This window comes from Phenylobacterium sp. (assembly GCF_030693625.1).
Classification (GTDB): domain Bacteria; phylum Pseudomonadota; class Alphaproteobacteria; order Caulobacterales; family Caulobacteraceae; genus Phenylobacterium; species Phenylobacterium ferrooxidans.
The window spans coordinates 1-17,673 of sequence record NZ_JAUYAF010000087.1 but is presented as its reverse complement, the minus strand read 5'-3'; the positions used below and the strand labels follow the sequence as shown (position 1 = coordinate 17,673).

General features: G+C 68.6%; 17 protein-coding genes. 14 read left to right on the top strand and 3 right to left on the bottom strand.

Annotated elements, in window-relative coordinates; translation table 11 throughout:
• Window positions 1-505 precede the first annotated feature (505 nt).
• The 3 genes from Q8N10_RS20340 to mmcB all read left to right on the top strand — a co-directional run bounded on the left by Q8N10_RS20340 (window position 506) and on the right by mmcB (window position 3,541).
• Window positions 506-2,317, top strand: coding sequence for a DUF885 family protein (locus Q8N10_RS20340; RefSeq protein WP_304776137.1), 1,812 nt, complete (start codon window positions 506-508; stop codon window positions 2,315-2,317).
• 200 nt (window positions 2,318-2,517) lie between these two features.
• Entirely contained in the window at window positions 2,518-3,042 is a 525-nt protein-coding gene (locus tag Q8N10_RS20335) for a lipocalin family protein (RefSeq protein ID WP_304776134.1), read from the top strand.
• Between the two features lie 46 nt (window positions 3,043-3,088).
• Window positions 3,089-3,541, top strand: a complete 453-nt coding sequence (gene mmcB / locus Q8N10_RS20330; protein ID WP_304776150.1) for a DNA repair putative endonuclease MmcB — start codon at window positions 3,089-3,091, stop codon at window positions 3,539-3,541.
• A 71-nt stretch (window positions 3,542-3,612) separates the two neighbouring features.
• On the opposite strand, the gene Q8N10_RS20325 is transcribed toward mmcB, so the two are convergent.
• Both Q8N10_RS20325 and Q8N10_RS20320 read right to left on the bottom strand, forming a co-directional pair.
• Entirely contained in the window at window positions 3,613-4,170 is a 558-nt protein-coding gene (locus Q8N10_RS20325; protein ID WP_304776132.1) for an ActR/PrrA/RegA family redox response regulator transcription factor, read from the bottom strand.
• A 92-nt stretch (window positions 4,171-4,262) separates the two neighbouring features.
• The gene (locus Q8N10_RS20320) at window positions 4,263-5,645 is read right to left on the bottom strand and encodes an ActS/PrrB/RegB family redox-sensitive histidine kinase (RefSeq protein ID WP_304776130.1); all 1,383 of its coding nucleotides are present in this window, start codon (window positions 5,643-5,645) and stop codon (window positions 4,263-4,265) included.
• Between the two features lie 54 nt (window positions 5,646-5,699).
• Here Q8N10_RS20320 and Q8N10_RS20315 point away from each other — a divergent pair, with 54 nt between their 5' ends.
• From Q8N10_RS20315 to Q8N10_RS20305, 3 genes are all read left to right on the top strand, one after another.
• Window positions 5,700-6,287: an SCO family protein gene (locus Q8N10_RS20315; RefSeq protein ID WP_304776128.1), complete on the top strand. Its 588-nt coding sequence runs from the start codon at window positions 5,700-5,702 to the stop codon at window positions 6,285-6,287.
• A 126-nt stretch (window positions 6,288-6,413) separates the two neighbouring features.
• The gene (locus Q8N10_RS20310) at window positions 6,414-7,694 is read left to right on the top strand and encodes a polyhydroxyalkanoate depolymerase (protein WP_304776125.1); all 1,281 of its coding nucleotides are present in this window, start codon (window positions 6,414-6,416) and stop codon (window positions 7,692-7,694) included.
• 57 nt (window positions 7,695-7,751) lie between these two features.
• A complete protein-coding gene (locus Q8N10_RS20305) occupies window positions 7,752-8,489 on the top strand; it encodes a M48 family metallopeptidase (protein WP_304776123.1) in 738 nt (245 codons plus the stop codon).
• A 260-nt stretch (window positions 8,490-8,749) separates the two neighbouring features.
• Here the strand turns inward: Q8N10_RS20305 and Q8N10_RS20300 are convergent, their stop codons facing one another.
• A complete protein-coding gene (locus Q8N10_RS20300; protein ID WP_304776120.1) occupies window positions 8,750-10,699 on the bottom strand; it encodes a transglycosylase domain-containing protein in 1,950 nt (649 codons plus the stop codon).
• A gap of 298 nt (window positions 10,700-10,997) precedes the next feature.
• On the opposite strand from Q8N10_RS20300, the gene Q8N10_RS20295 reads away from it, so the two are divergent.
• The 8 genes from Q8N10_RS20295 (at window position 10,998) to Q8N10_RS20260 (ending at window position 17,458) form a co-directional block, all read left to right on the top strand.
• Complete coding sequence (locus Q8N10_RS20295) at window positions 10,998-11,336, top strand: hypothetical protein (protein WP_304776118.1); 339 nt, start codon at window positions 10,998-11,000, stop codon at window positions 11,334-11,336.
• A gap of 164 nt (window positions 11,337-11,500) precedes the next feature.
• A complete protein-coding gene (locus Q8N10_RS20290) occupies window positions 11,501-11,797 on the top strand; it encodes a PaaI family thioesterase (protein ID WP_304776116.1) in 297 nt (98 codons plus the stop codon).
• A 194-nt stretch (window positions 11,798-11,991) separates the two neighbouring features.
• Window positions 11,992-12,546 (top strand): F0F1 ATP synthase subunit delta, encoded by a 555-nt coding sequence (locus tag Q8N10_RS20285; RefSeq protein WP_304776113.1) that lies wholly within the window; start codon window positions 11,992-11,994, stop codon window positions 12,544-12,546.
• A gap of 6 nt (window positions 12,547-12,552) precedes the next feature.
• Window positions 12,553-14,088: a F0F1 ATP synthase subunit alpha gene (atpA, locus tag Q8N10_RS20280; RefSeq protein ID WP_304776112.1), complete on the top strand. Its 1,536-nt coding sequence runs from the start codon at window positions 12,553-12,555 to the stop codon at window positions 14,086-14,088.
• A gap of 11 nt (window positions 14,089-14,099) precedes the next feature.
• A complete protein-coding gene (locus tag Q8N10_RS20275; protein WP_304776110.1) occupies window positions 14,100-14,729 on the top strand; it encodes a pseudaminic acid biosynthesis-associated methylase in 630 nt (209 codons plus the stop codon).
• Window positions 14,730-14,737: 8 nt separating this feature from the next.
• Window positions 14,738-15,607 carry a F0F1 ATP synthase subunit gamma gene (locus Q8N10_RS20270; protein ID WP_304776108.1) on the top strand — a complete coding sequence of 290 codons (870 nt, stop codon included), beginning with the start codon at window positions 14,738-14,740 and terminating at the stop codon, window positions 15,605-15,607.
• Between the two features lie 19 nt (window positions 15,608-15,626).
• Window positions 15,627-17,186, top strand: a complete 1,560-nt coding sequence (gene atpD, locus Q8N10_RS20265; RefSeq protein ID WP_304776106.1) for a F0F1 ATP synthase subunit beta — start codon at window positions 15,627-15,629, stop codon at window positions 17,184-17,186.
• Window positions 17,187-17,191: 5 nt separating this feature from the next.
• Entirely contained in the window at window positions 17,192-17,458 is a 267-nt protein-coding gene (locus Q8N10_RS20260) for an ATP synthase F1 subunit epsilon (RefSeq protein WP_304776103.1), read from the top strand.
• The last annotated feature ends 215 nt before the right edge of the window (window positions 17,459-17,673 follow it).

Sequence of the window (17,673 nt, the reverse complement as noted above, 5' to 3'; positions counted from 1 at the left end):
TGCTTGCCCACATCGACGCCCGCAACCTTCGTGTTAGACTGAACCTGTTCCACCGACCCCTCCTTGTGGCTCCGGACCTCAAAGTCCCTGCAACCATCCGGGTCATGGAAACGTCAGTGGCGACCCTGCTCATCCTCAGCTCAATAGCTCAGGGGTTAGCGGTCCCTCCACCGACAGTCCGCCTGGCGCGCCAACGCCAGGCGGACGTCCCGGAAGACAGCCACAATCTAGCACCACCCCAACAGACAAGGGGTTACGCTCCCTTCTCCGCAGTTCCTGAAACGCCCCAACCCGATAGGGCTATCGACCCCTCATCCGACCCTGCTCCGCAGGGCCACCTTCTCCCGCAAGGGGAGAAGGACGCGCCTATCCCTGTGTGCGAACCGATCCCTGGCCCACCTTCGGGCGCCCGGCACGTCAAACCACGCCTGCGCGAGCCGCGCCTGTTCCGACCCGCTGGCAAGGCGACTAAGGTCGGGCCCTCGGGTTTTGACAGGAGTTTCCGATGCGGCTTTCGCGGCGTGACTTTGGACTTGGGGTCGCGGGCGCGGCGGTGGCGGGCTCGGCGCGGGCGGCGGCTGGCGACCTCGACGCAGGCCTGACCGCCTATCTGGACGCGGCCTTCGAGGCTGAGCTGGCCCTGGAGCCGGAGCGGCTGACGCGGATCGGGCGCAAGACCGCCAATGACCAGCTCACCGACCAGAGCGAGGCGGCCCTTGCCGCGCGGCTGGACTGGCGCCGCGCCAGTGTCGCGGAGATGAAGCGGCGGTTCCCCGTGGCCGGGCTCTCGGAGGACGGCCGCACCTCCTACGACATGTGGGTCCTGGCCCTGGCGCGGGCCGAGGAGGCTCACAGGTGGCGGGGGCATGGCTATGTCTTCGACCGCAACGGGCCCCACACCAGCCTGCCCAACTTCATCATCAACCAGCACCGGGTCGATAGCGCCGGGGACCTGGCCGCCTATGCCGCGCGGGTGGCGGCCATCGGGCCGGCGCTGGAGGTTCGGCTGGCCCAGGCTCAAGCTTCGGCGGCCAAGGGGGTGCGGGCGCCGCGCTTCGCCTATGACCAGGCGGCTGGGGAAGTGCGACGGCTGACCACCGGGGCGCCCTTCGATGGCGGGGCCGACTCCGCCCTGTTCGCCGACGCCAAGGCCAAGGCCGGCAAGCTGCGGGCGTCCGGCAAGATCGATGCGGCCGCCGAGGCCGCGGCGGTGAAGGCCGTCGCCGAGGCCATGACCGGCGCGATGAAGCCCGCCTATGACCGGCTCGGCGCCTGGCTGGCCAGCGACCGGGGGCAGGCCTCGGCCCTGCCGCAGGGGGCCGGCGCCCTGCCGGACGGGGCGGCCTATTACCAGGCCATGCTGCGCCAGCAGACCACCACCGACATGACCGCCGATCAGATCCATGCGCTCGGCCTGTCGGAGGTGGCGCGCATCCGGGCCGAGATGGAGACGCTGAAGGCCAGGATCGGGTTCTCAGGGTCCCTGGAGGACTTCTTCGTCCACCTGCGCAGCGACGACCGCTTCTATGTGAGCAACGACGAGGCCGGCCGGGCGCGGTACCTGGCGCTCGCCGAGGGGCATCTGGCGGCCATGAAGGCGCGGCTGCCGGAGATGTTCGGGCGGCTGCCGAAGTCGGACCTGGTGGTCAAGCGGGTGGAGGCGTTCCGCGAGGAGCCGGGCGGGGCGGCGCACTATTCGTCGGGCGCGCCGGACGGCTCGCGGCCCGGGGTGTTCTACGTCCACCTGGCCGATGTACGGGCCACCCCGATCTACGAGATCGAGGGCACGGCCTATCACGAGGGCTGGCCGGGGCATCACCTGCAGATCTCGCTGGCCGCCGAGCTGACCGGCCTGCCGGTGTTCCGCACCCAGTACAGCTACGGCGCCTATGTCGAGGGCTGGGGGCTCTATGTGGAGCGGCTGGCCAAGGAGGCGGGGTTCTACACCGACCCCTACAGCGACTTCGGGCGGCTGGGGCGCGAGATCTGGCGGGCGATCCGGCTGGTGGTGGACACCGGCATCCACGCCAAGGGCTGGAGCGAGGAGAAGGCCACCGCCTACTACACCGCCAACTCGCCGCAGCCGGCCGGCAAGATCAGCTCGGAGATCCGCCGCTACTTCGTCATGCCGGGCCAGGCGACCTCCTACATGGTGGGGCAGGCGCGGATATTGGCGCTGCGGGCGCAGGCGCGCGAGGCCCTGGGGGCGCGCTTCGACCAACGGGGGTTCCACGACCTGGTGCTGGGGGCCGGCGCCCTGCCGCTGCCGGTGCTGGAGACGCGGGTCCGGCGCTGGGTGACGGCGCAGAAGGGGTAGGTGGCGGGAGGCCGAAACGGCGCAGGTGTTCGAGGCTCGCGGCCGCGAGCGGGCGCCATGTCGCGGAAATGCGAGTCTTCTCTACGGCTTAGCTGCCGTGCAATGGTCCAATTCGTGCTGTTGAACGCAATAGGGCCCCGGTTCGCGCCGGGGGCGTTTTAAATTTCACAATCGACGGGTACCGGTTAGCGATGTCGACCATGCGTTCCTTGGCCACCCTGCTCGCCGCCGCCGCCGCTGTCCTGATGGGGACCGCGCCCGCCCTGGCCGCGCCCTCACCGCCGGCCGAGAAGATCGAGCTGACCAAGATGACCGGCCGCTGGTACGAGGTGGCCCGCATGCCCAACAAGACCCAGAAGGACTGCCAGGGCGGCACGTCGGACTGGGTGCGCAGCGGCGAGGGCTATTCGGTGGTCCAGGCCTGCCACAAGGGCGCCCTGACGGCGCCGGCCACCGAGTGGAAGGCCAAGGCCAAGGTCATCGATCCCAAGACCAACGCCCGCATCAAGATGAGCTTCTTCGGCGGCATGCTGAGCCAGGAATACTGGGTGCTGGCCCACAAGTCTGACTGGCTGATCCTGGGCACCCCCAACGGCAACTACATGTGGCTGATGTCCCAGCGCCCGACGCTGAGCGCCCAGGCCAAGGCCCAGGCCGTCGCCCGGGTGAAGCAGCTGGGCTACGACGTCAGCCGGCTGGAATACCCGACTCCGGCGCGCAACTGACGCCGCGGGCCTTGATTCCGGAACGAAGCCGGAACAAGACTTGGCGATGGATGTCATCGTCACCGTCACCCGGCCGCAGATCACCACCACCGTCACCCGTGGCGCGGCGCGGCTGCTGATCGACCTGGGCTATGCGCCGCTGGCGGAGGTGACCCTGCCCAATGGCCGGCGCGCCGACCTGATGGCCCTGTCGCGCAAGGGCCACATCCTGATCCTCGAGGTGAAGTCCGGGCTGGAGGACTTCCGGGTGGACCGCAAGTGGCATGAGTACATGCCCTATTGCGACGCCTTCGCCTTCGCCGTGGCCCCGGAGTTTCCGCGGGAGATCCTGCCCGATGAGCCGGGCCTGGTGGTCTGCGACGGCTTCGGCGGCGCGGTGCTGCGCGAGGCGCCGAGCGTTCCCTTGGCAGGGGCGAGGCGCAAGGCGCTCACCATCGCCTTCGGACGTCTCGCGGCCCTGAGAGCGGCCGGAGGGCAGGGGACGCTGCTGGAGGCATGAGCCCTCAAAACAACGTCATCCCGGACGGCCGATAGGCAGATCCGGGACCCGCCCAGGCGGCTCGAAATGCCCTAGCGCGGCGCCCGTTTGGCCAGGATGCGCTGCAGGGTGCGGCGGTGCATGTTGAGGCGGCGCGCGGTTTCCGAGACGTTGTGGCCGCAGAGTTCGTAGACCCGCTGGATGTGCTCCCAGCGAACGCGGTCGGCGCTCATGGGGTTGTCCGGCGGGGGCGGGTTCTCGTCCTTGCGGGCCAGCAGGGCGCGGGCCACATCGTCGGCGTCGGCGGGCTTGGAGAGGTAGTCGATGGCGCCCGACTTCACCGCGGCCACGGCGGTGGCGATGTTGCCGTAGCCGGTGAGCATGATGACCTTGGCGTCGGGGCGGGCGTCGCGGACGGCCTCCACCACCTTCAGGCCGGTGCCGTCCTCAAGCCGCATGTCGAGGACCGCATAGGCCGGGGCGAAGGTGCGCACCGCGGCCAGGGCCTCGGCGACGCTGCCCACCAACACCGGCTCGAAGCCCCGCTGTTCGAGGGCGCGGCCAAGCCGGGTTCGCAGCGGCGCATCGTCGTCGAGCACAAGCAGGCTCTTGTCGGGAAGGGCGGCGATATCGGCGGAGAGATCTGTCATTACGCAACCCCGGATAGTCGTGTTTGTCAGTGTCGCCCTCTGCGGCATCATGTCGCGTTCGGGGGCCTGCGCAAGCGCAAACCGGACGTTGTTCAGACCAGGGGCGCCTCGATCCTGGCCCGCGGCCAGCGCGCGGAAACCACCGCGCCACGCGGGCACCCATTCTGGAAAGTCACCGCCGCCCCGGTTCGTTCCAGCAAGGTCTTGGCGATGAAGAAGCCCAGCCCCATGCCGATGTGGCCGGTGCGCGAACCCTCCGCGCCTGGACGGGTGGTGACATAGGGCTCCCCCAGCTTGGCCAGCACCTCGGGCGCGAAGCCCGGGCCGTCGTCGCGGACCTCCATGGAGACGCTGACGGCGTCGAAGCGGGCGGTGATCAGCACCTCCGAGGTGGCGAAATCGACGGCGTTCTCCACGAAGGAGGTAAGCGCGTGCAGCACCTCGGGCATGCGCCAGATGTCGGGGGACTGGACGCCGGCCGCCCCGGTGACGATGGCCTCGACCCGCACCCCCTTCACCCCGGCATGGGGCTCGATCACCTCATGGACCAGCTGCAGCAGGCTCATGCGCTCGTGGACCTCGTCGGAGGCCTCGGCCGGGGCGTCGGTGAGGCGGCGCAGAATCTCGCGGCAGCGGGCGGCCTGGGCGATCAGCAGGTCGGCGTCCTCCTTGACCTGCGGGGTGGGCGCCTCGCGGGCCAGCTCCTTGGCGACGATGGCGATGGTGGCCAGGGGCGTGCCCAGCTCATGGGCCGCGGCGGCGGCCAGGGCGCCGAGCGCCGAGAGCCGCTGCTCCCGCGACAGCACGGTCTGGGTGACGTCGAGGGCCAGGGCCATGCGGATGGATTCCTGGGCCGCCTGGCGCACGCTGCCGGCGATCACCCCGATGCCGGCGACATTGGCCGCCGCCGCCCCGATCATGAAGCTCAGGGGGAAGTTCATGGTGGCGCCCCCCGCGGCCGGGAGCGGCAGGTGGAAGAAGGCCAGGGCCACCGAAGCCGCCACCGCCGCGCCGCCGAGAATCAGCAGGGGCTTCAGGGGCAGGGTGGCGGCCGCCAGGGTGATCGGCGCGATGAGCATCAGGATGAACGGATTGGCGGCGCCGCCGGTGAGGAACAGCAGGATGCTGATCTGGGCGATGTCGAAGCCGAGCTGCGCCGTGGCCTCCCAGTCGGCCATCATCCTCTGGCCCGGAGAGGCCACCCCGGTGAGCAGGTTGATCCAGGCCGCCACCCCGATCAGGCCAAAACAGATGGCGTAAGGCGCCTTGAACCCCAGGAAGACCCCGCCGATCAGCAGGATGGCCACCTCGCCGAGGATCAGGGTCCAGCGCAGGGTGACGAGGGTGCGCATGCGCAACCGCCCGTGGCCGGCGCCGCGCATGTCCCAGGCCAGCTCGTCTTGCGCCTGGACCGGGCTTTGCCTATCGAGGCCGGTAGCCGGCCCCGACGGCGTCGGAGTTTTGACGGACGCCATTCGGGCAGGAGCATCCTGCAAGTCGCACCTCGTGACGAGACAAAAGGTTCACCCATGACCCGCCGCAACCTGATCGTGATCGCCGCCTGTGTCCTGGGGCTGATCCTGGGGGGCGCCCTGGCCTGGAAGAGCGGGGCCTTCAAGCCAGCGCCGGCCACGCAGGTGGGCGGACCGTTCCAGCTGGTGGACCAGACCGGCAAGCCGGTCACCGAGGCGGTCCTGAAGGGCAAGTGGAGCGTGGTGTTCTTCGGCTTCACCTACTGCCCGGACGTCTGCCCCTCCACCCTGCAGGCGATGGGCCTGGCGCAGGAGCGGCTGGGGGCGAAGGCCAAGGACGTCCAGTTCGTCTTCATCTCGGTGGACCCGGAGCGCGACACCCCGGCCCAGATGGCGACCTATCTGGACAACGATGTCTTTCCCAAGGGGACCATCGGCCTGACCGGCGCCCCCGCCCAGGCGGCGGCGGCGGCCAAGGCCTATCGGGTGTTCTACGAAAAGCAGGGGACCGGGGCCGACTACCTGATCAATCACTCGACCCCCAGCTACCTGATGAACCCGCAGGGGCGCTTCGACCGGGTCCTGCCGTTCGGGATCGGGCCCGACGAGATCGTCACCCAGATCTCCGCCGCGATGCGCGAATAGGAAGCTCTCCCGCCCGGGAAGGAGGGGAGCTTCACCGCGTCGTCACGCCGCAGGATGGAACTCAAGAGGGCTAGACTCTCTTAAGCCTCAGCGTGCATGCTGCAATGCACAACGGGACCATTGCGTATGCTCTATACGATGTATGAAGCCGGCTACTACGCCGCCTCGCCGCTCCGGTTCGCGGCTCGCGCCGCACGCGGCTTCTGGTCGTCGCCGCTCAATCCGGCCAAGGACAGCGACCTGGGACGACGGCTGTTCGCCGGCGCGGACCTGTTCGCCAACCTGACCCGCCGCTACGGCCGCCCGGCCTGGAACGTCGATTCCGTCGAGATCGACGGCAAGGCGGTCCGCGTCACCCAGACCGAGGTCTGGTCCAGCCCCTGGGTGACGCTCACCCACTTCAGCCGCAACATGGCCGACATGCGCAAGGCCGGCCGCCGTGAGCTGGAGCCGGCGGTGCTGATCGTCGCCCCGCTTTCGGGCCACTACGCCACCCTGCTGCGCGGCACGGTGGAGGCCTTCCTGCAGGACCACGAGGTGTTCATCACCGACTGGTCCAACGCCCGCGACGTGCCGCTGCATGCCGGCCGCTTCGACTTCCACGACTACCTCGACCATGTGCGCGAGATGCTGCGGCTGCTGGGCCCGCGCCCGCATGTCGTCGCCGTCTGCCAGCCCGGGCCCGCCGTGCTGGCCGCCGCGGCCCTGATGGCGGAGGACAACGAGGACAGTCGCCCCGGCACCATGACCTTCATGGGCTCGCCCATCGATGCGCGGCTGTCGCCCACGGTCACCAACAAGCTGGCGGAGGAAAAGCCCTTCGCCTGGTTCAAGTCCAACATGATCGACACCGTTCCGGCGCCCTATCCGGGCCTGGGGCGGCGGGTCTATCCGGGCTTCGTGCAGCTCTACAGCTTCATGTCGATGAACGCCGACAAGCACCAGGACGCCCACAAACAGTATCTGCAGGACCTGATGAAGGGCGACGGCGACGCCGCCGACAAGCATCTGGAATTCTACGACGAGTACCTGTCGGTGCTGGACCTGCCCGAGGAGTTCTACCTTCAGACAGTCGATTATGTGTTCCAGTCCTACCTGCTGCCCAAGGGCGAGCTGGTTCACCGGGGCCGCGCGGTGCAGCCGGCGCTGATCAAGGACATCGGCCTGCTGACCGTCGAGGGTGAGAACGACGACATCTCCGGCATCGGCCAGACCCAGGCGGCCCACACCCTGTGCTCGGGCCTGCCCGAGGGGTTCAAGGAAGACTACGTCCAGCCGCACGTCGGCCACTACGGGGTCTTCAACGGCCGCCGGTTCCGCGAGGAGATCTATCCCCGGGTGCGGGCCTTCATCCGCAAGTCGGAAGCCGGTTTCGAAAAGACCCGCGACGCCGCCAACGCGGCCTGACCCCCTGTCTCGCGCGACGGGGCTCCCGCTGCGGGAAAAGCAGCTTAGATAGGGGTCATGTCCCTGTTCGGCCGCCCCCTGGCTGACGGCGACCGGCTGGATGTCGCCGGGGCCGTCGTTCGCCTGAAAGTCCATACCCGCGCCCGCCGCGTCTCCCTGCGCTTGGACCGCACCCGGCGAGAGGTGGTGGCCACCGCGCCCTCGGTCCGGCGGCTCGGCGAGGCCGCCGCCTTCGCCACGGAGCGCGCCGCCTGGATCGCCGCGCGCCTGGCTGAGCTGCCGCAGAGCCAGTCCATCGCGCCGGGCGTCACCATCAGCCTGTTTGGCCAGCCCTGCCGCCTGGAGAGCGCCGCCCATCCGGTGCGGTTCTTCCCGGCCACTGAGACCGAGCCCGCCCGGATCGCGGCCCGCGGCGAGGGGGAGACCTATGCTCGCGCCGTGGTGCGCGTTCTGAAGAAGCAGGCCCTGGCGACGTTCGCTGAGCGAACCGCCCACTATTGCGCGGCCCTCGGCGCCAGGATGCCGGCGGTGACGGTGATGGACGCCCGCGGCCGGTGGGGCTCATGCCGCCCGGGCATGATCGGCAAGCCGGCCTCGATCCGCTACAGCTGGCGTCTGGCCTTGGCCCCCTTCGAGGTGGCCGACTATGTGGTGGCCCACGAGTGCGCCCACCTGCTGGAGCTCAATCACGGCGCGGCCTTCTGGGCCCACGTAAAGACCCTGGTGGGAGATGAGCGCCCGCATCGCGCCTGGCTGCGGGCCGAAGGCGCGAGGCTGCACGCCTTCGGGGCCTAATTCAGGTTTCCTTCTCCCCTTGCGGGAGAAGGTGGCCGGTCGGATGAGGGGTCGCACGGCTTTCAGAACAATAGCCGTCATCCCGGGCGACCCGCAGGGGAGACCCGGGACCCAGGTGACTGGGCTGGGCCCCTGGGTCCCGGCTCTTCGCTTCGCTGCGGCCGGGATGACGTGGATGGTTTGCCGGACAAGGCGGCGACCCCTCATCCGTCGGGCCTTCGCCCGACACCTTCTCCCGCAAGGGGAGAAGGATCAGAAAATCAGAACGGAATATCTTCCGCCGGCTGCCGTTCCGGGGGCGGACCTGCGCCCGGGCCGTCGCCGGACAGCAGGTCGCCGATGGGGTCGCTGGCCGGGGCCGGGGCCTGGACCGGGGGCGGAGCCGCCGTGCCGCCGGGGATCGCCTGGGTCTTCAGGCGGGGCAGGGCGGCGGTCATGAAGTCGCGCCAGATGCCGGCCGGGGCGCCGCCGCCGGTGACCCCCTTCATGGGGGTGTTGTCGTCGCGGCCCACCCAGACGGCGGTGACGAAGCCGCCGGTGTAGCCGACGAACCAGGCGTCGCGGTAGTCGCTGGTGGTGCCGGTCTTGCCGGCGATGTCGAAGCCGGCGACGCGCGCCTTGGTCCCGGTGCCGCTGGTGATCACCTGGCGCATCATCTGGTTCATGTACTGCAGGGCGGGAGAGCCGATCACCGAGCGGCGCGCGGACCTGTCCATCCCGTGGTCGTAGAGGACCTTGCCGCTGGCGGTGCGGATACGCTCGATGCCGTAGCCCTTGGCGAGGTAGCCGCCGTTGGAGAAGGGGGCGTAGGCCTGGGCCATGTCCATGGGGCTGACCTCGACGGCGCCGAGCGCCATGGAGGGGTCGAGCTGGATGTGGGAGGTGATCCCCAGACGCCGCGCGGTGGCCGCCACATTGCCGGTGCCGACCTCATTGGCCAGGCGCGCGGCGACGGTGTTGATGGACTGGGCCAGGGCGGTCTGCAGGCTCATGGGGCCGAGGAACCGGCCGGTATAGTTCTTCGGCTCCCAGGTTCCGATCTTGACCGGCTCGTCCACCACGGGCGTGGCCGGCGTGCGGCCCTGTTCCATGGCGGCGAGATAGACGAAGGGCTTGAAGGACGATCCGGCCTGGCGCTGGGCCATGGTGGCGCGGTCGAACTGGCTGTCGGCATAGGATGAGCCGCCCACATAGGCGCGGATGCGGCCCTCGCCATCGATGGCCACCAGGGCGCCCTGGCCGACGCCCTGGGCCTTGGAGCCCGTGACCCCGCGGCGCAGGGCCTGTTCGGCGGCGGTCTGGATCGGCAGGTCCAGGGTCGTCTCCACCACCAGGTCCTCGGTGGGTTCGCCCACCAGGGAGCGGACCTGATCGTCCACCCAGTCGGTGAAGTACTGGGCGCGCTGGTTGGCCAGCACCGGGTTGACGCGGACGGGGGTCTTGAAGGCCTCGGCGCGCTGCTCCGGCGTGATGGCGCGGGTGCGGACCATCTCGTCCAGCACGATGGTGGCGCGCCGGGCGGCGCGGTCGGTGGCCGAGACCGGCGAATAGCGCGAGGGGCCCTTCATCATCCCGGCCAGCAGGGCGCTCTCGCCGATGGTCAGCTGGGAGGCGGGCTTGTTGAAGTAGCGCTGGGCGGCCGCCTCGATGCCATAGGCCCCGGCGCCGAAATAGACCCGGTTCAGATAGAGGGAGAGGATCTCCTTCTTGGAGAACTTGGCCTCCAGCCAGACGGCCAGGATCAGCTCCTGGGCCTTGCGGCGGTAGGTCTGGTTGGCGGTCAGGAAGAGGTTGCGCGCCAGCTGCTGGGTGATGGTGGAGCCGCCGCGCAGGGGGCCGCCGGTATGGGTCACATTATAGATGGTGGAGCGCAGGATGCCCCAGGGGTTGAAGCCCCAGTGCCAGTAGAACCAGCGGTCCTCGATGGCGATGAAGGCCTTCGGCACGTAGGGCGGCAGCTTGTCGAGGTCGACGGGGGGCGCGTACTGGCTGCCGCGCACCGCCACCAGGGCGCCCGATCGGTCCAGATAGGAGATCGAGGGCTGGCGCTTGACGTCATAGAGCTTGGAGGTGTCGGGCAGGTCCACCGCGAACACCGCGAAGAAGGCCACCAGGAAGATGAGGCCCCAGACCCCGATCACCGCGCTCCAGTAGAGAACGGCTTGGGCGGGTGTGCGAGGGGCCCTACGGGGCGACTGCGCATTGGCCATAGGGTCTTTGGTCCTGAAAGGGTCGTCCCGCTCGGGGCGACTGATAGCCCAGCCGCACCAAACACGCGACAAGATTGACGGGGTGTGAATGGGGCGCTTTCGGGACCGACCGCCCGACCTGTGCAATAACGCATAACGGCGTTGCGAAAAAAGCGATTGCGGCCGATCTTAACAGTGTTATCTTAGCGTTGCTTAGTTCGGAGCGCGCCAAGAGTGGGGATACCCGAGGCGGCCCACGGTCCGCACGGCCAGGTTCCCCCGGGGATCTGTTTTCTCCCCGAAACGCCTGGAGGGCTCCATGAAGCTCAAAACCCTTTCGGCCGCCTGCGCGGCCGCCTTCACCCTTTCCTTCGCCGGCGGCGCCCTCGCCGCCGAGCCGGTCACCGCCAAGCTGGCCAACCCGGTCGCCGAAAAGACCAAGTTCATCGCCGGCGGCGCCGTCTTCCTCTGCCAAGCCGACGCCTGCGTCGCCTCGGCCCCGTCCTCACAGACCTTCGCCGCCTCGACCTGCAAGGCCGTGGCCAAGAACGTCGGCGCGATCGCCTCCTTCGGCGTCGGCGGCAAGACCCTGGACGCCGACAAGCTGGGCGCCTGCAACGCCGCGGCCGCCCCGGCCACCCAGATGGCCGCCCAGTAGTCTCTATTGGCGGGGATGGGCGGCTCTCCCGTCCTTTCCCGCCGACCCGGCTCGCGGCGCAGCCTCCCAGCCGCTCCAAACTTTTCGTCGAGCCCAACTTCAGGGCGCCGGATATTCCCGGCGCCCTTTTTCTTTTGCGCGGGTCCGCTTAAGAGAGCGGCCACATGACCGACACGCTTCGACAAGACGCCGCCTTCCCGGGCGGCCCGGCCGCCGCCGCCTCGCTGCTGGAGCCCCTGCTGGCCGGCGCCGCGGGCGTGGGCGCGGAGCCTGTCTCTATCACCCTGGACTATGGACGCGTTCCGTCGGCGGGCGATCCCGTGACGGCGGAGGCCTGGATCGACCGGGCCACCCGCACCCTGGTCTTCGCCCACGCGCGCCTGACCACGGCGAACGGCGATCTCGTGGCGAGCGGTTCGGCGGTGTTTCGGCGGCAAGCGCCCGCCCTGGTCGCTGTTTAAATGAATTGGGACGGCTCTATACGGTCCGGTTTGGTTGCGGCCTGTAAAGTCGCGTGCTATCAGGCGCGCGGCTTCGGGCCAGGGTTTCCCAGGTCCAGCCGGCCAATGTGCTTTTCCAAGCGCTTTCAAGCCTTTAGGCCGCGGTGAGGGACACCTTATTCGCGGCTTTCGACACGCACGGGCGGACAAATTAAGTGGCGGACGATTCCAAGACTTCGAATGTGGGCGGCAGATATGCTCAGGCCCTCTTCGACCTCGCGACCGAAGACAAGAACCTGGCGGCCGTTGAGGCCGACCTGAAGGCGCTCAAGGCCATGCGCGCAGAGTCCAAGGATTTCCGCACCTTGCTGGCTTCCCCGGCCTTCAGCTCCGAGGACAAGAGCCGCGCGATCGCGGCCCTTTCGGCCAAGGCCCAGTTCAACAACACCACCCGGAAGTTCCTTGGCCTGATGGCCGCCAACGGCCGCCTCGCGGCGCTGCCGGCGGCGATCGCGGCCTTCGAGGCCCTCTCGGCCAAGAGCCGCGGCGTCGTCGCGGCCACCGTCACCACCGCGGTCGCCCTGACCGCGGCCCAAGCCAAGGGCGTCGCGGCCTCGCTGCGCACCGCCCTGGGCAAGGACCCTGAAATCGAGACCCGTGTCGATCCGTCCATCCTGGGCGGTATCAAGGTGCGGGTCGGCTCGCGACTGTTCGATGCTTCACTTCGTTCGAAGCTCGATTCCCTCAAGTTCGCCCTGAAGAGAGCGTAAGAAGACATGGATATCCGCGCCGCCGAAATTTCGGCCATCCTCAAGTCGCAGATCGCCAATTTCGGCGAAGAGGCTGACGTTTCCGACGTCGGCCAGGTGTTGTCCGTCGGTGACGGCATCGCCCGCGTCTTCGGTCTGGACAATGTCCAGGCCGGTGAAATGGTCGAGTTCCCGAAAGCCGGGGTGAAGGGCATGGCCCTGAACCTCGAACGCGACAACGTCGGGGTCGTCATCTTCGGCGACGACCGCGCCATCTCGGAAGGCGACGAAGTCCGCCGCCTCTCGGAGATCGTGGACGTGCCGGTGGGCCGTGGCCTGCTGGGCCGCGTCGTCAACCCGCTGGGCGAGCCGATCGACGGCAAGGGTCCGATCACCAACGTGGCCGAGCGCCGCCGGGTGGACGTGAAGGCCCCGGGCATCATCCCGCGCAAGTCGGTGCACGAGCCCGTGCAGACCGGCCTGAAGGCCATCGACAGCCTGATCCCGGTCGGCCGCGGCCAGCGCGAACTGATCATCGGTGACCGTCAGACCGGCAAGACCGCCGTCGCCATCGACGCCATCCTGAACCAGAAGTCGATCAACGCCGGCGATGACGAGAGCGCCAAGCTCTACTGCATCTACGTCGCCATCGGCCAGAAGCGCTCCACCGTCGCCCAGATCGTCAAGACCCTCGAGGAGCGCGGCGCGCTCGACTACACCATCGTGGTCGCCGCCACCGCCTCCGAGCCGGCCCCGCTGCAGTTCCTGGCGCCGTTCTCGGGCTGCGCCATGGGCGAGTGGTTCCGCGACAACGGCATGCACGCCGTCATCATCTATGACGACCTCTCCAAGCAGGCCGTGGCCTATCGCCAGATGTCCCTGCTGCTGCGCCGCCCGCCGGGCCGCGAAGCCTATCCGGGCGACGTCTTCTACCTGCACTCCCGCCTGCTGGAGCGCGCTGCGAAGCTGAACGAGGATAACGGTTCGGGCTCGCTGACCGCCCTGCCGCTGATCGAGACCCAGGCCAACGACATCTCGGCCTACATCCCGACCAACGTGATCTCCATCACCGACGGCCAGATCTTCCTGGAAACCGACCTGTTCTTCCAGGGCATCCGCCCCGCCGTGAACGTCGGCGCCAGCGTGAGCCGCGTGGGCTCCTCGGCCCAGATCAAGGCCATGAAGACCGCCGCCGGCCCCATCAAGAGCGAGCTGGCCCAGTACCGCGAGCTGGCCGCCTTCGCCAAGTTCGGCTCCGACCTCGACGTCACCACCCAGCGCCAGCTGGCCCGTGGTGAGCGCCTGACCGAGCTCCTGAAGCAGCCGCAATACTCGCCGCTGACGGTCGAAGAGCAGGTCGCGGTGATCTATGCCGGCACCCGCGGCTACCTCGACACCATCCCGACCGCTCAGGTCGGCCGGTTCGAGGCCGAGCTGCTGAGCCACCTGCACGCCAAGCACCAGGGTCTGCTGGACACCATCCGGACGACCAAGGAGCTCAAGGGTGACACCGAGCAGGCTCTGAAGGACGCCCTGGCCGCCTTCGTCGCGACCTTCGCCTAAGGCCTGAGCCGATGGCCCCCGAGCCCAAAGCCCTGAGCGCCTGGTCCGGCGCGTTCGGCGATCGGTATACGGAGCGCAGCGGCGCTTCGGCCGACGCCGTTCGCGGCCGCGCGCGGGTATGGGCCGAGGTGCTGTCGAAGATGGAGGGCGACATGCCGGGAAGCGCCATCGAGGTCGGCCCGAACCTGGGCCTCAACCTGATGGGCATCGCGGCGCTGTCGGACATGGAGCTGTGGGGCATCGAGCCCAACGCTTCGGCCCGGGAGCGGCTTGTCGCCGACGGCGTCCTGCCGGCCGACCACGTGATCGAGGGCTTCGGCCACGCGATCCCGATGGCCGACAAGGCGGTCGACCTGGCCTTCACATCGGGCGTGCTGATCCATGTGGATCCCAGCCTGCTCGAGGCGACGATGCGGGAAGTTCACCGGGTCGCCGCCAAGTACGTTTTTTGTTCTGAGTATTTTTCGCCGAAGCCGGAGGCCATTCCCTATCGCGGGGAAACCGACCTGCTCTTCAAGAACGACTTCGGCGGGCTCTACCTGGATATGTTTTCCGACCTCGTGCTGGTCGATTACGGCTTCTTCTGGAAACGGACGACCGTGATGGATAACTGCACCTGGTGGTTGTTTAGAAAGGTCTGAGGCGAGAAATGGCTAGCCTCAAGGAAATGCGCGACCAGATCAAAAGCGTGGAATCCACGCAGAAGATCACGCGCGCGATGCAGATGGTGGCCGCGGCGAAGCTTCGGCGCGCGACCGACGCCGCCCAGAACGCCCGGCCCTATGCCGAGCGGATCGCCACGGTGATCGCCAACCTGGCCGCGGGGGTCTCCGGCGACGGGGCGCCCAAGCTGCTGGTGGGCACGGGCCGTCAGGACCGTCACCTGGTGGTGGTGGCCTCCTCCGACCGCGGCCTGGCCGGCGGCTTCAACTCCTCGATCATCCGCGCGGCCCGCGAACGGATCAACGCCCTGCTGGCCGAAGGCAAGGACGTGAAGATCATCACGGTGGGCAAGAAGGCGCGCGACCAGTTCCGCCGCGTGTTCGGCGACCGCTTCGTGGCCACCTTCGAAGCCGGCGTGCCGGGCCTGGCCTCGGCCCAGCCCGTGGCCGACAAGATCACCGAGCTGTTCGAGACCGGCCAGGTGGATGTCGTGACCCTCGCCTTCAGCCGCTACAAGTCGGTGGTCGTGCAGACCCCGACCCTGACCCAGCTCATCCCCGCCCAGATCGCCGGCGCCGCCGCCACGATCGACCTCAAGGGCGCGGCCTACGAATACGAGCCCGACGAGGAGACCATCCTCGAAACCCTGCTGCCCCGGAACCTCACGGTCCAGCTGCTCTCGGCCATGCTCGAGAACCAGGCCGGGTTCTACGCCGCCCAGATGGCGGCGATGGACAACGCCACTCGCAATGCGGGCGACATGATCGCCGCCCTCAACCTGAAGAAAAACCGTACTCGCCAGGCGCAGATCACCAAGGAGCTGATCGAGATCATCTCCGGCGCCGAAGCGCTCTAGACTGAAAAGAGTTCAACCCATGGCTACGACCCCGAAGAAGCCGGCCGCCACCAAGGCCGCCCCCGCCCCGAAAGCCGCCGCCGCCAAGGCGCCGGCCAAGGCCGCCAAGGCCGTGACGCCCAAGTCGGTGGCCCCGGCCGCCGGCGTGGCCACCGGCCGCATCGTCCAGATCATCGGCGCCGTCGTCGACGTCGAGTTCGAAGGCCACCTGCCGCCGATCCTCGGCGCCCTGGAAACCACCAACACCGACCAGCGGACGGGCCAGCCCTTCCGCCTGGTCCTGGAAGTGGCGCAGCACCTGGGCGAGAACACCGTCCGCACCATCGCCATGGACACCTCCGAGGGCCTGACCCGCGGACAGCCGGTGACTGACACCGGCCGCGCGATCACCGTCCCGGTCGGCCCGGCCACCCTGGGTCGGATCATGAACGTCATCGGCGATCCCATCGACGAAGCCGGTCCGATCAACTCCCAGTTCTACGCCCCGATCCACCGTGAAGCGCCGTCCTTCGCCGAGCAGGCGACCTCGGCGGAAATCCTGGTGACCGGGATCAAGGTCATCGACCTGCTCTGCCCCTACACCAAGGGCGGCAAGATCGGCCTGTTCGGCGGCGCCGGCGTGGGCAAGACCGTGACCATGCAGGAGCTGATCAACAACATCGCCAAGGCCTACGGCGGCTATTCGGTGCTGGCCGGGGTGGGTGAGCGCACCCGCGAAGGCAACGACCTCTATCACGAGATGATCGAGAGCAACGTCAACAAGCCCGGCGGCGGCGAAGGCTCCAAGTGCACCCTGGTCTATGGCCAGATGAACGAGCCCCCCGGCGCGCGGGCCCGCGTGGCCCTCACCGGCCTGGCCCAGGCCGAGTACTTCCGCGACGAAGAGGGCAAGGACGTGCTGCTCTTCATCGACAACATCTTCCGCTTCACCCAGGCCGGCTCCGAAGTGTCCGCCTTGCTGGGCCGCATCCCCTCGGCCGTGGGCTATCAGCCCACCCTGGCCACCGAGATGGGCAACCTGCAGGAACGCATCACCTCGACCTCCAAGGGTTCGATCACCTCGGTCCAGGCCATCTACGTGCCCGCCGACGACCTGACCGACCCCGCGCCCGCCGCCTCCTTCGCCCACCTGGACGCCACCACCGTGCTCTCGCGCGACATCGCCGCCCAGGCCATCTTCCCGGCCGTGGACCCGCTGGACTCCACCAGCCGGATCATGGACCCGCTGGTGATCGGCGAGGAACACTACAACGTCGCCCGCCGCGTCCAGGAAACCCTGCAGGCCTACAAGGCCCTGAAGGACATCATCGCCATCCTGGGCATGGACGAACTGTCGGAAGACGACAAGCTGGTGGTCTCGCGCGCCCGCAAGATCTCCAAGTTCCTCTCCCAGCCCTTCCACGTGGCCGAGCAGTTCACCAACATGCCGGGCATCTTCGTCAGCCTGGAAGACACCATCCGCTCCTTCAAGGCGGTGGTGGAGGGTGAGTATGACCACCTGCCGGAAGCCGCGTTCTACAATGTCGGCACCATCGAAGACGCGGTGGCCAAGGCCGAACAACTCGCGTCGGAAGCCTAAGCCTGATGGCCGGCAAGCTGCACTTTTCCCTGGTCTCGCCCGAGCGTGAACTGTTCTCGGGCGAGGTCGACCAGGTCGACGCGCCGGGCTCCGAAGGCGACTTCGGGGTGCTGGCCGGCCACGCGCCCTTCATGACCACCCTCAAGTCAGGTCGGGTGAAGGTGTATGACAACGGCCGCACCCTGGGCTTTGATGTCCAGGGCGGGTTCGCCGACGTGACGCCGGATGGTCTGACCATCCTGGCCGAGCAGGCGGTCGAGGTCGCACTTTAAGCAACGCCTCGCCGTCGCCGCATTGTCGCATTACGGGACTTGCGAGGGACGGATAGTTTGAGTGTGATAGAGCGCCAGTCAGGGGACCCGTCTATGCGTACCGCCATCATCAGTCTGCTCGCCGCCGGCATCGCCACCTCGGCGACCGCGCAAACCGCGCCGCCGGCCGCGCCGCTCCCGACGCCGCCCGAGGTGATGGCGCCCGCCACGCCGCC

Coding starts and splice junctions, on each gene's coding strand:
- Q8N10_RS20310 (WP_304776125.1), top strand. CDS start 6,414: ATGCTCTATACGATGTATGAAGCCGGCTACTACGCCGCCTCGCCGCTC.
- Q8N10_RS20320 (WP_304776130.1), bottom strand. CDS start 5,645: ATGGCGTCCGTCAAAACTCCGACGCCGTCGGGGCCGGCTACCGGCCTC.
- Q8N10_RS20315 (WP_304776128.1), top strand. CDS start 5,700: ATGACCCGCCGCAACCTGATCGTGATCGCCGCCTGTGTCCTGGGGCTG.
- Q8N10_RS20270 (WP_304776108.1), top strand. CDS start 14,738: ATGGCTAGCCTCAAGGAAATGCGCGACCAGATCAAAAGCGTGGAATCC.
- Q8N10_RS20300 (WP_304776120.1), bottom strand. CDS start 10,699: ATGGCCAATGCGCAGTCGCCCCGTAGGGCCCCTCGCACACCCGCCCAA.
- Q8N10_RS20305 (WP_304776123.1), top strand. CDS start 7,752: ATGTCCCTGTTCGGCCGCCCCCTGGCTGACGGCGACCGGCTGGATGTC.
- Q8N10_RS20325 (WP_304776132.1), bottom strand. CDS start 4,170: ATGACAGATCTCTCCGCCGATATCGCCGCCCTTCCCGACAAGAGCCTG.
- Q8N10_RS20295 (WP_304776118.1), top strand. CDS start 10,998: ATGAAGCTCAAAACCCTTTCGGCCGCCTGCGCGGCCGCCTTCACCCTT.
- atpA (WP_304776112.1), top strand. CDS start 12,553: ATGGATATCCGCGCCGCCGAAATTTCGGCCATCCTCAAGTCGCAGATC.
- Q8N10_RS20260 (WP_304776103.1), top strand. CDS start 17,192: ATGGCCGGCAAGCTGCACTTTTCCCTGGTCTCGCCCGAGCGTGAACTG.
- Q8N10_RS20275 (WP_304776110.1), top strand. CDS start 14,100: ATGGCCCCCGAGCCCAAAGCCCTGAGCGCCTGGTCCGGCGCGTTCGGC.
- Q8N10_RS20290 (WP_304776116.1), top strand. CDS start 11,501: ATGACCGACACGCTTCGACAAGACGCCGCCTTCCCGGGCGGCCCGGCC.
- Q8N10_RS20340 (WP_304776137.1), top strand. CDS start 506: ATGCGGCTTTCGCGGCGTGACTTTGGACTTGGGGTCGCGGGCGCGGCG.
- atpD (WP_304776106.1), top strand. CDS start 15,627: ATGGCTACGACCCCGAAGAAGCCGGCCGCCACCAAGGCCGCCCCCGCC.
- Q8N10_RS20335 (WP_304776134.1), top strand. CDS start 2,518: ATGCGTTCCTTGGCCACCCTGCTCGCCGCCGCCGCCGCTGTCCTGATG.
- mmcB (WP_304776150.1), top strand. CDS start 3,089: ATGGATGTCATCGTCACCGTCACCCGGCCGCAGATCACCACCACCGTC.